We start from the raw sequence: 16,105 nt of genomic DNA, 5'->3' as shown, positions 1-16,105 counted from the left end.
AAGACACGGAAAAGTCGTAGAAATACGGCTTTTTTTATTGCCTTTTTCAAGAAATTACGATACATTAATAGTTAATTAGATTAAAAGTTAATCTTATAAATCATATCTTTCGCATGGCTCGTCATGATTCACAGTCATACAGTCACAGGATTGGATAACTAGATGAATAAGAGGCTGAAGAATCGAAACCTATATATTTCTGTTTTAGCAAAGTTCATACTTAGTCATCTCTTTTCATTGGGGTGGTTGTTCTTCTCCATTTGGATTTCTCAACGATGGATTATGGAATTAGGACAGATCGTGAGTATCCCGGCGGCGATCCTGATCATTGCCGGCATTGCCTATATTCCCGGCTATATGAACAGTTTCTTGGTTTCAAGTCTTCTTTTGGATAGACAACCGCCTTTTAAACATCAGTATCCGGCAAACGATATTACGGTTCTGATTACAGTTCACAATGAAGAGAAAGGAATACGAGATACGTTAAGGCAGATCAGTTGCCAGGATTATGAGGGAAGCATCCACGTTCTTCTTGTCGATAATCATTCCACGGACCGTACGGTGCAAGCAGCCCAAGATGCCGCAAAGGAATTCGGCCTTTCGCTGCAAATCATCCCTGAATGGAATAAGGGCAAACACCATGCTCTAAATAAAGGGCTAAAGTATGTTAAAACTCCATATATGGTTACGCTGGATGCGGATACCTTGCTGCATAAAACGGCTCTCCGGTTTATTGTGAGCCGAATGCTTTCTGCCCCAAAAGAGGTTTGTGCCGTCGCGGGAACGGTATTGGTTCGGAACAGCAGAGACAATATGCTGTCAAAGCTGCAGGAATGGGATTACTTTTTGGCCATTTCTTCTGTAAAAAGGCTTCAAGGTCTCTATCAACAGACGCTGGTAGCACAAGGGGCGTTTAGCTTGTATAAAACCGAAGTAGTCAAGGAAATCGGAGGATGGCCGGACGTGATCGGAGAGGATATCGTGCTGACCTGGAAATGCCTGAAGGCCGGCTATAAGGTATACTTTGAACCTTTAGCGGTAGCATTTACAACGGTTCCCGTCTCGTTGGACCATTTTGCCAAACAACGCAGCAGGTGGGCCCGCGGAATGATCGAAGGGCTTAAAACGGTAAAGCCTTGGCAGCAGCCCAACGTGTTTGCGAAATTTTTAACGGGGATCAATTTTGTCATGCCCTTTATTGATGTATCTTACACTTTCTTTTGGATTCCCGGCCTCATTTTGTGCTTTTTCGGCGTGTTTTGGATCGTCGGGCCTCTGACGCTTCTCGTCCTTCCGATCACGCTTTTGAGTTATTTCGTTCTGTATCAATTTCAGAAAAATGTCTTTAAGTCGTTGGGTCTTCGGATCCGGAAAAACAAGTTGGGCTTTGTTCTATTTGTGTTGGGATATCAAATGCTGACAAGTCCCATTGCAGTCTGGGGGTATTTGCAAGAAGCCTTTCAGCTGAAACGGGTTTGGAAATAAGAAGCTCATGCGGGATGCAAGAGCTTCTTTCTTTATCACAAAATAAAACCTGCTTTGTCGGTTATCCATGAATGGCCTCGTTAGAGGGTTTCTTATTGAGCGTGCAGGAGATATGCAGGAGTGCCGGGGGGATACTTAAAGAGTAAACACGTGCTGGTCGATACGGACTTTTATCGGACGGCTCTTGCTCCAGGCCGATGTTGCAATCTTGGGATTGTAGTAAAAGAGAGCTCCGTTCGTCGGATCCGATCCGTTTAAAGCGGCCCTGGCCGCCTGGTAGGCGGAAGGTCCCGGCGTCAGGTTGTACTGTCCGTCCAGAATGGCGGAGAATTGACCCGGTTGAAAAATGACCTCCGTAATGGAATCGGGAAATGCATTGGACTGCACCCGATTGAGGACGACCGCGCCTACGGCAATTTGGCCCTGAAGCGATTCGCCTCTGGCCTCGGCATGGATCAATCGTGCCAATTGCTCCAATACATTTTGCTTTGGAGCGGCCGATTGTTTCAATAGCGATAAGGTCTTGGAATCGGCCGTACCGCTAACAGGCAAGCCGGACTGTTTTTGAAATTTTTTTACCGCTTCGTATGTAATCGATCCATAGTAGCCGGTTGCGCCGGCCTGAAAGTAGCCAAGCGTACTAAGCCGCAGCTGCAAGTCGAGGACATGCTCGCTTTGCGTGCCCTTCTCCAGCGCTGCTGCACCGGCCGGCATCGCCATGGCCGTAAGGCCAAGGAAACCACCGATTAATGCGGCAATGACGGAACTTTTCTTCATCGTATTCAAACAACCTCCTATTCCTTTTTGGGATCGCCTGCTGTGACGGCATGGCGTGTTCAGGGATGTTCATCCGACCGGGGAAGTCACCGTACACGCTCAAAACAATAAGGCCGGAACAGCTCCCGACGGTCCTCAAAGGGTTCGAAGCCGTTGTCTGATTTTAGCCCGGGTTCTATGTTTTTTAATAATTATTAGAAAATTTGGATCGATTTTTTAACCCGGTCCCTGATGTTTTTCCATTCTGCCAGATGCTTCTCAAGGTTGTCGATCAGCTGATCGACGTCCTTCAAAAAAACGTCCTTATGGTTTGTATTGATGTCCATGTTGTCTGCGGGCACCGGAGTATGGGCTAGAAGGGAGGCGAGTAATCGCTGCAGCTGATCCTCTATCGGTGCTGCCGACCGTTGTTCTTGTTGTTCATTCTTATCCGGCTTCGTATCCTTTTTCCGGGGCGCGTTCTTCGTCGTCTTCGGTACGGCGCTCTTTTCCCTTTCTGCTTTATTTTGTTCATATATGGACCAGGTTTCAAGCAATGCGGGCCCTGTTTTGTACAATAGCTTGTCTTTCGTTGCTGAAGAGATACTTTTATCCTTAAATAATCGGGCGATCTTTTTGACATCACTCACAGGCATCTCGTCTCTGGCGATAATCAAGGCGAGCGGATCCCGGTACTCGATCGGCAAATCTTTAATGGGCAGCAGCTGATCTTCCGTCAGTTTGTCTTTTCGGATTTCCGTTCCGCTCACGATGAGCTTTTTTACGGCCATGCCGAACTTCAGCAGATCACACTTGTTTTTGATGTAGGCTTCCGGCTTGCCAAGCTTGCTGGACAGATATTTGATCGAGCTGCTGAACTTAGGATCGTGAAGAAGCTTGTTGAACGCCTCGGCTTCTTCAATGGGGGAGAAACCTTCTCTCGTCAAATTTTCCGCAATTTGTTCCAGATAAATTTCCGTTTCATCCGTTACGGTAGAGACAAGACAAGGGATCGTAGGGCGCCCCAGCATTTTGCAGGCTTTGTACCTACGGTTCCCGTATATGATTTTATAGCGGCCGTTACCCGTGGCTCTGACTTTAATGGGTGACAGCAGGCCAAGCTCTTCAATGCTTTTCATTAATTCCTGCAGTGCTTCTTCGTCAAATTGATATCTGGGCTGATCGGTATCCTCATCAATCAGGTCGGTTAAAATGTCGGTTATTTCCATTAGGCATTCGATCTCCTATCATTCGATTTCATCCCGGAGAGAAGTCCCGGGCGGGGGACATGCGCATATCAATATTATATAACATGGTCCCTTCGGAGGAAATGCGTGCTATGTATACTATATCTTTCATTTACAAAGGCGAGGGCGTTACCTGGGTGCCTCCTGGTTATATTGACTTTTCATAAAATCAACAAAAGCCTTTACCACGGACAGCTCCAAAGCCGCATGACGATGGGTCATCCAGGTTTTCCGGGAGATGGGCTGGTTCTCTTCGGAGTATAGGTCAATGGTATGCAAGGAATCGATTTCGCTGAGACTGATGCTGGGAATGATAGCATAACCCAATCCATTCTTGACGAGCTCGACACAGGTATCGATTCGGTCGACATCCATGGTGATCAGAGGGGGGTGATGAAAGGTTTTGTGCCACCAATGATCGATGGTTTGCTTGAGATGGCTGTCCGTTTTGTAGTTGATTCTTGCTAAAGTCGGCAGGTCCTCCAGATGGATAGGCTCTTTTGAAGCTATGGTAACGGGTTCTTCGTATAAAAAATAATGGTGCTCATGCCAATGATGATCCCCGCGTACAATGCCGATGTGGACTTCATCCTTATACAAATAATTCATGACTTCCGTGCTCCATCCGGTTTTTACTATAATTTCAACATCCGGGTAAAGCTTTACAAATCGTTTGAGCAAAGCGGGCAGGCGATATCGTGCGAAATTGCTTGAAACACCCAGCCTCAGCGTACCTTGAACCTGATGGCCCATGTTTTGTATTTTCTCTTTTGTTTTTCGGATTTCATGCAAAATTTGATCGGCCAGCTTGACAAGACATTCCCCCTCGGCAGTAAATTCAACACCTTTCTTTCCTCTGGAGATGATGGGGGTATTAAAATATTTTTCCAGATTTTGAATCCGATACGTAATGGCCGGCTGGGAAATATACAGGATTTCAGCGGTTCTGCTGATATTTTTTTCCGTATACAGCGTTTTTAGCAGTAAAAAGTCTTTTTCATCCATTTGAGGGCTCCTTTTTAAATAAAACTTATGGATAATGATAAGAATTAAATATTTTTGTTATCAATGGGATTATATTACAATACCCTTACGCGGAAAAGCAACCAGCTGCATGGGGGAGGTAACATTTCATGATGATTGAAACGGGAGCAGGTTGCGTTCGGCCGCAGTTTCACAAGCACAAAAAAATGATGTAAGGAGGGTATTCTTACAATGTTATTGAAAGCGCTGTCAAACAAGGTTTGGAAGATCATGCTGTCGGGATTGCTTACTCTTGGTTTAGCCGCATGCGGCAATTCATCGGAACCGAAAGTGCAGATTGTACATTCGGGGCCGGCACAGGCGAGTAAAAAAACATCCAACTATCCCGATAAGCCGATAACCATGATTGCTCCTTCCGGACCGGGAGGCGGTTGGGACAGAACGGCAAGGGTGACGGCCAAAGTATTAACCGAAACCAAATTAATCAGCAAGTCCATGACGGTGGAGAACAAGCCGGGCGGTGGCGGAGTTGTGTTTTTGGCGGACTATGCGACGAAGGATAAAAAGAACAATTACAAGCTTTTTATCAGCTCGCCTCCAATCCTGCTCAATCATCTGAAGAAAGAAGGAAACAGTCCTTTCGGTTACAGGGATACGACGCCTCTGGCGCAGTTGATTAAAGACTACGGGGCGATCGTGGTGAACGCCGATTCCAAATTCAAGGATTTGAAATCGCTGATCGATGTGTTAAAGGCTGATCCATCCCAAGTCACGTTTGCAGGAGGTTCCGCTCCGGGGTCCATGTACCATATGGTGTCTGTGCTTCCCGCATTGAAAAGCGGCATCGATGCGAAGAAAATCAAGTACGTTTCTTACGATGGCACGGGTGAATCGATGACGGCTCTATTGGGCGGCCATGCGGATGTGCTTAGTACGGACGCTTCCAGTCTGGGGGATTACCTGAAAGCGGGTAAAATCCGGGTGTTGGCGGTAGCCTCGCCGTCCCGTTTAGGCGGAGAGTTGAAGGACGCACCGACAATGAAAGAGCAGGGGGTAGATGCTGAATTTAACATATGGAGAGGCGTGTTCGGTCCCAAGGAGATGGATAAGGACGCCTTTGACTATTGGGAAGCGAAGCTCAAAGAGATGGTCCAATCGGAAGCTTGGCAAAAAGAGCTTAAAGCCAACAATTGGGAGGGCGATTATAAGAACCCGGCTGATTTTAAAGCATTCCTGGAAAAACAGGAAGCGCAAATTAAGGAGTTATTAACAGCGATAGGTATGGAAAAATAATGCCTATTCGCCATAAAAGTATAAACAAAACTTATTACATTTCATAAAATATGAATATTATATTTATGATGACGATTGATATAGACTATTAACAAGGTGATTATCACCTTGCACATCTTTACCCCAAAAAAGTCCCCGGAGGTAGGAATCATGTCGAATGAATATCCTTTACAGTATGATGTGGTTGTTGTAGGCGCAGGCAATGCGGCACTCTGTGCCGGGATATCCGCTAAAGAGGAAGGCGCCAATGTCTTAATCCTGGAAAGAGGGCCGCAGCATAAGCGCGGCGGAAATTCCTTTTTTACGGACGGCGCTATAAGGACTGCCTTTCAAAATCTGGATGATATCCGGGAAATTATCCCGGAAATGACGGATGAAGAAGCCGCTAGAATTCAGATCCCTATCTATCATGCAGAAGATTTTTACAATGATCTGATGAGGGTAACCGGCGGCAAAAGCGATCCTCAATTAGCGAAATACATGACGGGACAATCCACTCAGGTGGTCAAATGGATGCAGCGCAATGGAGTGATCTTTGAGCTCAATGAGAACCAATCCTTTGAGAAGGATGGGATACTGACCTTCTGGGGCAACCTTCCTCTTAAAACGCAAAATAAAGGGGTCGGGCTCATTGAACAATTGAATAAACGTGCAGAAGAACTGGGAATTGATATCTGGTATCAGTCTCGAGCCGTCAAGCTGGTGGAGGAAAACAATCAAATTACGGCGATTCAAATTGAACAGCCGGACGGGGTCGTGACCGTACGTACGGGAAGCGTTATTTTGGCTTGCGGCGGTTTTGAGGCGAATAAAACAATGCGCGCCAGGCATCTTGGTTCCGAATGGAACGCTGCGATTGTAAGAGGTACCGAGTATAACACCGGGGATGGGCTTATGATGGCGTTGGATATCGGAGCACAGCCTTACGGCGATTGGGCTGGATGCCATTCCATCGGAACAGACTGCAAAGCACCGGAGGTAGGCGATTTTTCCAAGCCGGGGGACATTTACAAAAAGTCCTCTTTTCCGCTTGGCCTCCTGATCAACAAAGAGGGAAAGAGATTTGTCGACGAGGGTGCCGATTTCCGGAATTATACGTACGCCAAATATGGACGGGAAGTTTTAAAGCAGCCGGGCGGCATGGCTTATCAAATTTTCGATGCCCAGGTGTATCCTCTGCTCCGCAAGGAGTATGTGATTGAGGAAGCCACGTTTGTAAAAGCGGATACGATCGAAGAATTAGCGGACATGCTTGAGGTAGATAAGACGCAATTCTTACAAACGATCCGGGAGTTCAATCAAGCTGTGCAGGAAGGCGCCTACAATCCTACCGTGAAAGATGGGAAAGGTACGGCCGGAATTACACCGCCTAAATCGAACTGGGCGCTGCGGCTGGAAGAAGGACCCTTCTATGCTTATCCGGTTACTTGCGGGATTACGTTTACCTTTGGCGGTATCCATGTGAATACGCATGGAGAAGTTCTCGGCAAAGAGGGTACGCCTATTCCGGGTCTCTATGCCGCAGGTGAAATGGTGGGCGGATTATTCTATGATAATTATCCCGGAGGATCAGGATTAATGTCAGGCGCCGTTTTTGGTAAAGCAGCCGGAGCCTCCGCTAGCCGCTATGTAAGAGAGAAAACGCAATCAGCGGCAAGTCAATAAAAACAATCGTTTGAACAACAGCTTGTCACTTTCGTTATCAGCCCTTGAATCTCCCAAGCAGGAGAGTTCTAGGGCTTTATTCATATGTGGACGAAAATGCCAAATAGTGCTAAAATTCTACGGATATAGGGGGTTTGGATGTGAGATCACGCTTCCGGTTTCATTGGTAGTCCGGCGTACATGCGGCGGAAAGCCGAAGGATCAATAAATGGATGATTTAGGGGGAACCATCGGTGACATCACTTCATGGAAAAACAGCCTTCGTCACTGGAGCTGCTTCAGGTATCGGTCGTGCATCGGCTATCCAATTAGCCCGTCATGGAGCTAACGTTTGTCTGGTTGATATTCAGGAAGAGGGATTGAACCAGGTAAAAGAAGAGCTGGAAAGGTTAAAATGCAATGTGATCGCCGTAACGGCTGATGTTACAGACTATGTCAGCATGAAGTCGGCGTTCCATCAATTTCAGCGGTGGGGAAAACAACTTGACATTTTGTTTTCCAATGCCGGCGTTGTAGGTCTGCTTACTCCGATAGAAGATATGCCCGAGGAAGAATGGGATCGAATTATGACGGTCAATGTAAAGGGAGCTTTTTTGACAGTGAAATACGCGATCCCCTTCATGAAAGACAATGGGGGATGCATTATTGTAACGAGCTCCATACACGGCAACCGTATTTTTAACAGCTACGGGATGTCGGTCTATTCCACTTCCAAGGCCGCATTGACGGCTTTCGCCAAAACGGCCGCATTGGAATTGGCACGCTACAAAATTCGTGTGAATGTCATTAGCCCGGGTGCTGTTGAGACCGGTTTGAATGATCATTTGGTTCGATCAGACGAGCTTTCGAAAGTCATTATCCCCGTGGAGTACCCTGAGGGTAAATACCCTTTTGGCATAGGCCATGCCGGTCAAATTGCTGATCTGGTTACCTTTCTGGCTTCGGGGCAAGCGGCTTATATCTCCGGTACAGAAATTTATATTGATGGAGCAAGATCTCTAATATAAACAATCAGAATGGGAGAGAAGCAGACATGAGTTATTTAGAAATCGCTTGCAAGGCGGCAAAAGAAGCAGGCAGAATGATTCGTTCCCGAGCGGGAGGTGAACTGGCCGCAGAAGAGAAAAGCTCAAGCTTTGATGTGGTGACCGAATTTGATAAAAAAGCGGAGCAGCTGATCCGTGCTTCTATATTGGAGGCCTATCCCGATCACGCTTTTCTTGGCGAAGAAGAGACCTACCATTCCTCCCGTCCTCTGCACGAAGTTCTTGAAGCGGCGGTTGACGTTCCATTCTTATGGATTGTAGATCCGATCGACGGAACGACAAATTTTGTACATGGGATTCCGGGGTTTACAGTTTCCATTGGGCTGGCTTGCAAAGGGGAGCTTGTACTCGGTGTCGTATATGATCCAAGCCGGGATGAATTGTTCTGGGCAGAACAAGGCAAAGGGGCCTATCTTAACGGTAATCCGATAAAGGTATCGGCAACGGAACATGCCGCTGAATGCGTAATCGCCACCGGGTTTATGCCGGCGTACAGGGAGCTGAATATTCCTAGCTTAGCCTCCTTCGGCAAGCAATTCCGGGGAATTCGGGTGCTTGGCTCGGCCGCTTTACATATGGCTTATGTGGCCTGCGGCAGACTCGGGGCATTCTGGCAGTACGGCTTAAATGCCTGGGATTTGGCTGGAGGTGTCGTACTTGTGAGGGAGGCCGGCGGCATGGTGACCGACATCGGAGGAGGCGAGTTTGGCCTGTCTGTTCAACATATCATCTGCAGCAACGGGAAGGTGCATCCTGCCATGATCAGCTGCTTAAAGCAGAACGTACAATAAGGGTCGAATCAAAACTTAAAAAGACAAATGGACAGTCGGTATTTGACTGTCTTTTTGTTTGTATTTTTTTCACAAACCGGTATCGCTTACCCCCATTTACAAAGTAAGGCTCATCGGCATGGCTATGATCCGATCGCTTCAAGGACGCCTGTTATGGGTCTTTTTTGCTCTTGTGAACCATAGAATATAGTAAACATGATTGTTGTGATTCATGGTCAATAGAAAAGGGCCGAGGCTGCTTTGGTTTGTCCCGGCCGCTTTACTTTGACTTATCCAAGCAAAAGAACCAGTTTATGCAAAGGTGAGGGATCGGATGACGAATTTCGATGTACAGCAGTTGATAGAATCGTGCAGGTTGACCAAGTGTACGGATCAAATGATCAAGAGTCTGGGACAGCCGGAGAATGCGGACATCCCGGTTGCCGAGCCCTGTAGTGAAGACGAGGCAGCCGGGATTTTGCGCCACGCCAGCGGCAGGGGGCTTGCCGTGATTCCCATGGGCAGCGGGAACCAGCTGCACATTGGAGAGAATCCGCGGAGAGTGGATTTTTTGCTATCCTCCAGGCAGCTTACAGGGATTGTAGAGCATTCGGCGGGGGATCTTACGATCACCGTACGGGCAGGGACTCCTTATTCCGAAATTCAGACTTATCTTAGAGAGCACAGCCAATTCATTCCCATCCAGCCGCCTGCCGCAGATGATTCAACGGTTGGAGGGCTCGTGGCGACGGCCGCGAGCGGTCCGGAAAGAATATTATACGGATCCTGGCGGGACAATGTGCTTGGTCTCCGAGTGGTATACCCGAACGGAAACGTGATTCGCACGGGGGGCAAGGTGGTGAAGAATGTCGCGGGTTATGACATGAACAAATTGTTTGTCGGCTCATATGGATCTTTAGGCTTCATAAGTGAAATTACCTTGAGGGTACGCCCCTATCCGAAGCACAAGGAGATACTCATAGCACAAAGTGATCGTCTGAAAGAGCTGACTGAACTTGCCGCTTTGGTGCTCGCCTCGGAATGTATTCCAAGCCGTCTGGAGCTGTCATCCAATCCTGCGGCAGGAGGGTATGAGCTCGCGATCGGCTGTGATGAAGTGGGGAGCGCTGCCAGTTATCAGGCGGAGCGGATTCGCGCTCTTGCCGGCACCCTGGGAGCTGCCGTTGAATTTACCCGTCTCATGAATGAACCGGTAGAGCCATATGAGCTTCAATACCGGACCCGATGGAAGGGGCTGGAGCCCGATTCTTTGCTGTTAAGAGCGGCTTGTCCGATCCCGGACATGACGGACCGGCTCTCTTTGTTCGAGAAGGAGGCGTCTGCACGGAACGTTTCAATGGAATTTGCCGCAAGTCTGGGTGTCGGAACGCTCCGCATTCGCCTTCGTTCAACGGTTCCTTCTGCGTTGGTTGAGACAGCGCTGCGGTTAAGAGAGCTGTCGGAAGAGCGAGGGGGCTACCTGGTCGTGGAATACGGGGAGGCCCCGCTTAAAAAGGAAATTGGAGTATGGGGTACGATCCAAAACGGACTTTCGATCATGAAAGGCATCAAACAAACCGTCGATCCGGCTTGCATTCTAAGTCCGGGACGGTATGCAGGAGGGCTGTAGCGTGAACAACCATTTCAAGTGGCCGGATCCGCCCGGTGCAGATAAATATTCCGTGTGTGTGCATTGCGGGTTGTGCTTGCAGGCATGCCCCACTTATCTGGAAACAGGCAATGAGGCGCAATCTCCCAGAGGACGCGTGGATTTAATTAAAGCGGTCTCCGAGGGGCGCATGGCGATCAATGAATCTTTTATCGATCCTGTATTTCGCTGTCTGGATTGCCGGGCTTGCGAAACGGCGTGTCCATCGGGGGTGCAGGTGGGGATCTTGATCGAGGAGGCACGGGGCCAAATCCGCCAGGCTGAGCCTCTGACAGGCTTGAAAGGGATGGTGAGCGGCGTTTTTCTGAAGGGCATATTCCCGAAACCCGGCCGATTGAAAGCCTTGGGCAAACTGACCCGATTTTATCAAAAATCCGGAATGCGGAAGCTGGTCCGCGGTACCGGAGCCATCAAGCTGTTCCCCAAGCATTTGCAGGACATGGAAAGGGTCATGCCGGAGGTGTCCGCCCGCACTTCACGGGAAGCGCTTCCTGCGCTTCTTCCGGCCGTCGGAGTCAAACGGGGCACCGTCGGGCTGATCCTCGGCTGTGTGATGGATGTCCTTTATTCCGATATTAATCTGGCCACGGCTCGTGTGCTGGCGCGCAACGGATTTGATGTCATGGTCCCCCAGGACCAGACCTGCTGCGGAGCCCTTCAGGTACACGCGGGGGAACGGCCTACGGCCAAGATGATGGCTAAGCAGAACATCGACGCTTTCCTGAAAGCCGGAGTGGATTATATCATTATTAATGCGGCCGGCTGCGGCGCGACGTTGAAAGAGTATGAAGAATTGATGCACAGCGATCAGGAGTATGCCAGCAAAGCCGGGCAGTTTGTAAGCAAAGTCCGGGACATCGCTGAATTTCTGGTAGAGGTCGGTTTTGAACCACCAAAGGGTAAAATAGACGCAAAGGTTACCTATCATGACGCATGCCATCTCGCCCATGCCCAAAAGGTTCGAACCCAACCGCGCCAGCTGCTGCGTTCCATTCCGGGAGTGGAGCTGATCGAAATGCGGGATTCCGATGTGTGCTGCGGGTCTGCGGGGATTTACAACCTGACCCATCCAGACATGGCTGAACCTATCCTGGAGAAAAAAATGGCCAATGTCCCTCCGGAGGCCGCATGCCTTGTTATGGGCAACCCGGGCTGTATGATGCAGATGTCCGTAGGTGTTCACCGGAAGGCCATGGATCAGGAAGTTGTGCATACGATTACCCTTTTGGATCGGGCATATGAGGCGGAAAAGAGGACGGGAACATGAACCAGGAACAATTAGTTGCCGAACTGCAGAGAATCGTAGGTCCCAAGGAAGTGATCCATAAACCGGATGATCTTATTGCTTATGAATGTGACGGATTTACGATTGTTCGCGCCCGTCCGCGGGCCGTCGTTTTTCCTAATAATACCCAACAGGTTGCTGCCGTAGTGAAATTGCTTCACGATAACGGGATTCCGTTTATTCCCCGCGGTGCCGGAACAGGGCTCTCCGGAGGGGCTACGCCCATAAACGGCGAGGTATTGATCAGCCTCGTTAAGATGAACCGGCTGTTGAGCGTGGATTTCAAGAACCGGACGGCGGTGGTGGAGCCGGGACATGTCAATTTGAAGCTAACGAATGCCATAGCGCATGAAGGCTATTATTATGCTCCGGATCCCTCAAGCGGCATGTCCTGTACGATTGGCGGAAACGTAGGGGAGAATGCCGGCGGGCCGCATTGTCTGAAATACGGGGTCACCAGCAACCATGTCCTCGGTGTTGAAATGGTCATGCCCGACGGTGAAATTGTAACGTTAGGCGGAGCAGTACCCGACATGCCCGGCTATGATCTCACGGGCTTAATCGTAGGCTCGGAAGGCACAATGGGCATCGTCACCAAGATCGTCGTCCGGATTCTCAAGAAGCCGCAGGGCGTCAAAACCGTGGTTGCCCTGTATGATTCGGTGGACGATGCGAGCCAGACGGTCTCCGCTGTCATTGCAAGCGGTATCATCCCCGGAGCGCTCGAAATGATGGACCGCGTCGCCATTGAAGGGGTGGAAGCGGGAAATTACCCTGTCGGCTACCCGAAGGATCTGGCGGCCGTGCTCCTGATTGAATTGGATGGCCTTACCGCCGGTATGGAAGCGATGGCGGAGCAGATTGTCGACATTTGCAGGCAATATCACGTCCGTGAAGTGCGGGTGGCGCAATCGGACAAGGAAAGAACGCTTTGGTGGGCCAACCGCAAAACGGCATTTGGAGCGATGGGGAAAATCTCCCCGGATTACATGGTGCAGGACGGGGTCATTCCCCGCAGCCGGCTGCCGGAAGTGCTGCGGCGGATTTCGGATATCAGCAGGAGATCCGGGCTGCGTATCGCCAATGTATTCCACGCCGGAGATGGAAACCTGCACCCGCTTATTTTGTTTAATTCAGCCAACCCGGGAGAAACGGAGCTGGCCGTGAAGGTCGGCTCGGAAGTGCTGCAAGTGTGCGCCGACGTGGGAGGCACCATAACAGGCGAGCATGGGGTAGGAATCGAGAAGCAGCATGACATGCCCAAAATCTTCACACAAGAAGAGATCGATGCCCAAGTGGAGATCATGCGGGTGTTCAATCCCCATAATCTGTGCAATCCGGATAAGCTGTTCCCCAAGCCTTCGCGCTGCGTAGAAGTGAAGAGAGCGGCGCATACGCATTGAAGCTGAGCGAGGCGTCCGACGCTTCTGGTTGACGAGTTTACTCTATTTAAAGCGGGTGCTGAGGCAAGCGCCCGCTTTAAACATGAGTACGGCTTTTTTTATATGAAGGGTGATTGACGTTTTGGCTTCCATCGGTTTAAAGTGATTCTGAAAGGCGTCTGCGTTTGAAGTCCTAATCTATGGAAATAATAAAAGAATTGGAAGATGCCGATGCACGATTAAACCAAGGGAAAAGGAAGCTTGAACATGAAAAACACAGCCTTACTTCGAGATCCGAAACAACGCAAATTGCTGTTCAGCGCCGGTCTAAGCTGGCTGTTCGATGCGATGGACGTGGGCATCATCTCGTTTATCGTGGCTGCCTTGGCTGTCGAATGGAATCTGGCCGCACAGCAGATTGGACTGCTAACGGCCCTGAATTCGATCGGAATGGCTGTAGGAGCGGCCGTTGCGGGTTCTCTTGCGGACCGTTATGGACGCCGGTCCATTTTGATTTGGACGCTTCTTATTTTCTCTGCAGCCAGCGGGTTGTCCGCTCTGGCCACCAGCTTTGCCGTTTTATGTGTCCTGCGTTTTGTGACCGGATTCGGTCTTGGGGGCGAGCTTCCGGTTGCCTCGACGCTCGTTTCCGAGTCCGTACCAGCTCATGAGAGAGGCCGTGCGGTTGTGCTTCTCGAAAGCTTCTGGGCGGGCGGTTGGATCGTCGCGGCGCTGATTGCCTATTTTGTCATTCCGCATTACGGCTGGAGGACGGCCTTTATTATCGGTGCATTACCGGCTTTGTATGCTTTGTACCTCAGACGGGCTATTCAGGATTCTCCCCGCTATATCGGGCAGCGGAGCCGGAAGCTCTCGTTTATGGAACGGGCGGCATCCGTATGGTCGCCCAAACACCGCAGGTCAACCGTCACACTCTGGATTGTGTGGTTCACCGTGGTATTTTCCTATTACGGCATGTTTCTGTGGCTTCCGACGGTTATGGTCATGAAGGGCTTCGAGCTGGTGAAGAGCTTTCAATACGTCTTGATCATGACCCTCGCACAGCTGCCGGGATACTTTACCGCCGCTTACTTTATTGAAACTTTAGGCCGCAAGTTTGTGCTTGTTGCCTATTTGCTGCTGACGGCAGCAAGCGCCGCATGGTTCGGCAGTGCCGAAACGGAAGGCATGCTGATGGCGGCCGGAATTTGTCTTTCCTTCTTTAATCTTGGCGCATGGGGAGGACTCTATGCCTACACGCCGGAATTGTACCCGACGTCGGTTCGCTCTACCGGTGTCGGACTTGCCTCCTCCTTCGGCCGGATCGGAGGCATCATCGGCCCATTCCTTGTAGGTATGCTATTGGCGCGAGGGCTTCCGATGACCTTTATATTTATGGTGTTTTTTGTTTCGATTGTCATCGGAGCATTAGTCGTACTGTTCTTAGGTAAAGAAACCAAAGGAACAGATCCGGATCAAGACACCGATGTTTGCATGGCCTAATGAAACGGTTGTCGCTATAAGCTTACATAACATTGGGGGCTCTTTATGCTTCATTGTGAAGAGGTCGCGATCCCAACACATGGCGGCTCTTGAAATTAGGGATTGTGCTCTTGACAGGATCGCTGTAGTATTACTTATCAGAAGGACTTTTTCCATATGCCGTAAATTTATGCCGTAAATTAATGATGACGAGAGGTGATTTCAATGGGAAAATGCAGTATTGATCATTCTCATGAAGATGTGGCACAAAAGCTCGAAAGCCAAAAAGAGTTTTTACCCGAATCCTTAACTGCGGATCTGCAGCAGTTTTTGCTGAGAGAACATTCGCAGCATACCTTAAACGAACTATTTCACCTGCTGAAAAAATATGATCTTGCGTCTAAAGAAGAGCGGGAAGAGAGAAACGTAAAATTAAAACAGCTTACGGGCTAAGAAAAGAACGAGAGCGCAGCATAGGCTCTCGTTTTTTATTCATGCTGCAGGTTTATTTAGAACATTAATGCAATGCTATGCTAAAGTGTGATCGGGTCCGCCTGTGATCTAAAAAAAGGGGTTGACTTTGACGCTGCGTAAAGGTTTACCGTTATTTATGTCAGGGGGTGAACAGATGGAATATACCGTGCAAAAGCTAGGGATCAGCACCAGAGCGCTTCGCTATTATGATGAAATCGGCATCCTTAAGCCGGCAAGAATCAACTCATCAGGATACCGGATCTATGGTCAGGCGGAAGTTGACAGACTGCAGCAGATTTTGTTTTACAGAGCATTGGGGTTCGGTTTGGAACAAATTAAAGAAATCATGACCGCCCCTTCCTTTAACAGAGCTAAAGCACTAAAAGAACATCGTAAAAAGCTCCTTGACAAAAGAAAGCAGTTGGATCTGTTAAATATGGAGAAGATTCCGTAAACCAATCCAATGAAATGCTTAAAAATATGACACAAGAAGAGTATGAAGAAGCAATGCGTCTGGCCAATGAAGTGACTGCATACCACATTCGACTGCGGTATGGTAAACTTTAG

13 protein-coding genes and 1 pseudogene are annotated in these 16,105 nt (G+C 49.1%); 11 read left to right on the top strand and 3 right to left on the bottom strand.

Annotation, left to right across the window (positions count from 1 at the left end; translation table 11 throughout):
- Positions 1–162: 162 nt before the first annotated feature.
- On the top strand, positions 163–1,485 hold the full coding sequence (locus tag NR121_RS00435; RefSeq protein ID WP_054817215.1) for a glycosyltransferase family 2 protein: 1,323 nt from the start codon (positions 163–165) through the stop codon (positions 1,483–1,485).
- A 135-nt stretch (positions 1,486–1,620) separates the two neighbouring features.
- Here the strand turns inward: NR121_RS00435 and NR121_RS00430 are convergent, their stop codons facing one another.
- The 3 genes from NR121_RS00430 to NR121_RS00420 form a co-directional block, all read right to left on the bottom strand.
- A complete protein-coding gene (locus NR121_RS00430; protein ID WP_062408203.1) occupies positions 1,621–2,262 on the bottom strand; it encodes a cell wall hydrolase in 642 nt (213 codons plus the stop codon).
- 194 nt (positions 2,263–2,456) lie between these two features.
- Positions 2,457–3,470, bottom strand: coding sequence for a ParB/RepB/Spo0J family partition protein (locus NR121_RS00425; protein WP_062408205.1), 1,014 nt, complete (start codon positions 3,468–3,470; stop codon positions 2,457–2,459).
- A 147-nt stretch (positions 3,471–3,617) separates the two neighbouring features.
- A complete protein-coding gene (locus NR121_RS00420) occupies positions 3,618–4,493 on the bottom strand; it encodes a LysR family transcriptional regulator (RefSeq protein WP_256830100.1) in 876 nt (291 codons plus the stop codon).
- Positions 4,494–4,703: 210 nt separating this feature from the next.
- Here NR121_RS00420 and NR121_RS00415 point away from each other — a divergent pair, with 210 nt between their 5' ends.
- The 10 genes and pseudogenes from NR121_RS00415 to NR121_RS00370 all read left to right on the top strand — a co-directional run.
- Positions 4,704–5,765: a Bug family tripartite tricarboxylate transporter substrate binding protein gene (locus NR121_RS00415; protein ID WP_256830098.1), complete on the top strand. Its 1,062-nt coding sequence runs from the start codon at positions 4,704–4,706 to the stop codon at positions 5,763–5,765.
- Between the two features lie 150 nt (positions 5,766–5,915).
- The gene (tcuA, locus tag NR121_RS00410; protein ID WP_137670075.1) at positions 5,916–7,430 is read left to right on the top strand and encodes an FAD-dependent tricarballylate dehydrogenase TcuA; all 1,515 of its coding nucleotides are present in this window, start codon (positions 5,916–5,918) and stop codon (positions 7,428–7,430) included.
- A gap of 233 nt (positions 7,431–7,663) precedes the next feature.
- On the top strand, positions 7,664–8,437 hold the full coding sequence (locus NR121_RS00405) for an SDR family NAD(P)-dependent oxidoreductase (protein WP_256830096.1): 774 nt from the start codon (positions 7,664–7,666) through the stop codon (positions 8,435–8,437).
- A 26-nt stretch (positions 8,438–8,463) separates the two neighbouring features.
- Positions 8,464–9,267, top strand: coding sequence for an inositol monophosphatase family protein (locus NR121_RS00400; protein WP_137670077.1), 804 nt, complete (start codon positions 8,464–8,466; stop codon positions 9,265–9,267).
- Between the two features lie 313 nt (positions 9,268–9,580).
- Positions 9,581–10,876, top strand: a complete 1,296-nt coding sequence (locus NR121_RS00395; protein ID WP_062408217.1) for an FAD-binding oxidoreductase — start codon at positions 9,581–9,583, stop codon at positions 10,874–10,876.
- Entirely contained in the window at positions 10,860–12,182 is a 1,323-nt protein-coding gene (locus NR121_RS00390; RefSeq protein WP_256830095.1) for a (Fe-S)-binding protein, read from the top strand. Before NR121_RS00395 ends, NR121_RS00390 begins: the two co-directional genes overlap by 17 nt.
- Complete coding sequence (locus tag NR121_RS00385) at positions 12,179–13,603, top strand: FAD-binding oxidoreductase (RefSeq protein ID WP_054817218.1); 1,425 nt, start codon at positions 12,179–12,181, stop codon at positions 13,601–13,603. Before NR121_RS00390 ends, NR121_RS00385 begins: the two co-directional genes overlap by 4 nt.
- Before the next feature lie 246 nt (positions 13,604–13,849).
- On the top strand, positions 13,850–15,085 hold the full coding sequence (locus NR121_RS00380) for an MFS transporter (protein ID WP_054817219.1): 1,236 nt from the start codon (positions 13,850–13,852) through the stop codon (positions 15,083–15,085).
- A gap of 204 nt (positions 15,086–15,289) precedes the next feature.
- Positions 15,290–15,517: a hypothetical protein gene (locus NR121_RS00375; RefSeq protein WP_062408224.1), complete on the top strand. Its 228-nt coding sequence runs from the start codon at positions 15,290–15,292 to the stop codon at positions 15,515–15,517.
- Between the two features lie 175 nt (positions 15,518–15,692).
- Positions 15,693–16,066, top strand: a pseudogene (locus NR121_RS00370) (MerR family transcriptional regulator); the annotation flags it as partial.
- Positions 16,067–16,105 lie beyond the last annotated feature (39 nt).

The sequence above is a fragment of the Paenibacillus sp. Pae15 genome, from assembly GCF_024519685.1.
In the GTDB taxonomy this organism is placed as follows: Bacteria; Bacillota; Bacilli; order Paenibacillales; family NBRC-103111; genus Paenibacillus_G; species Paenibacillus_G naphthalenovorans.
Note: the sequence above shows the minus strand (reverse complement) of the source record. Positions and strands in the feature narration are given on the sequence as shown.

Coding starts and splice junctions, on each gene's coding strand:
- NR121_RS00415 (WP_256830098.1), top strand. CDS start 4,704: ATGTTATTGAAAGCGCTGTCAAACAAGGTTTGGAAGATCATGCTGTCG.
- NR121_RS00395 (WP_062408217.1), top strand. CDS start 9,581: ATGACGAATTTCGATGTACAGCAGTTGATAGAATCGTGCAGGTTGACC.
- NR121_RS00435 (WP_054817215.1), top strand. CDS start 163: ATGAATAAGAGGCTGAAGAATCGAAACCTATATATTTCTGTTTTAGCA.
- NR121_RS00430 (WP_062408203.1), bottom strand. CDS start 2,262: ATGAAGAAAAGTTCCGTCATTGCCGCATTAATCGGTGGTTTCCTTGGC.
- NR121_RS00425 (WP_062408205.1), bottom strand. CDS start 3,470: ATGGAAATAACCGACATTTTAACCGACCTGATTGATGAGGATACCGAT.
- NR121_RS00390 (WP_256830095.1), top strand. CDS start 10,860: ATGCAGGAGGGCTGTAGCGTGAACAACCATTTCAAGTGGCCGGATCCG.
- NR121_RS00380 (WP_054817219.1), top strand. CDS start 13,850: ATGAAAAACACAGCCTTACTTCGAGATCCGAAACAACGCAAATTGCTG.
- NR121_RS00400 (WP_137670077.1), top strand. CDS start 8,464: ATGAGTTATTTAGAAATCGCTTGCAAGGCGGCAAAAGAAGCAGGCAGA.
- NR121_RS00420 (WP_256830100.1), bottom strand. CDS start 4,493: ATGGATGAAAAAGACTTTTTACTGCTAAAAACGCTGTATACGGAAAAA.
- tcuA (WP_137670075.1), top strand. CDS start 5,916: ATGTCGAATGAATATCCTTTACAGTATGATGTGGTTGTTGTAGGCGCA.
- NR121_RS00385 (WP_054817218.1), top strand. CDS start 12,179: ATGAACCAGGAACAATTAGTTGCCGAACTGCAGAGAATCGTAGGTCCC.
- NR121_RS00375 (WP_062408224.1), top strand. CDS start 15,290: ATGGGAAAATGCAGTATTGATCATTCTCATGAAGATGTGGCACAAAAG.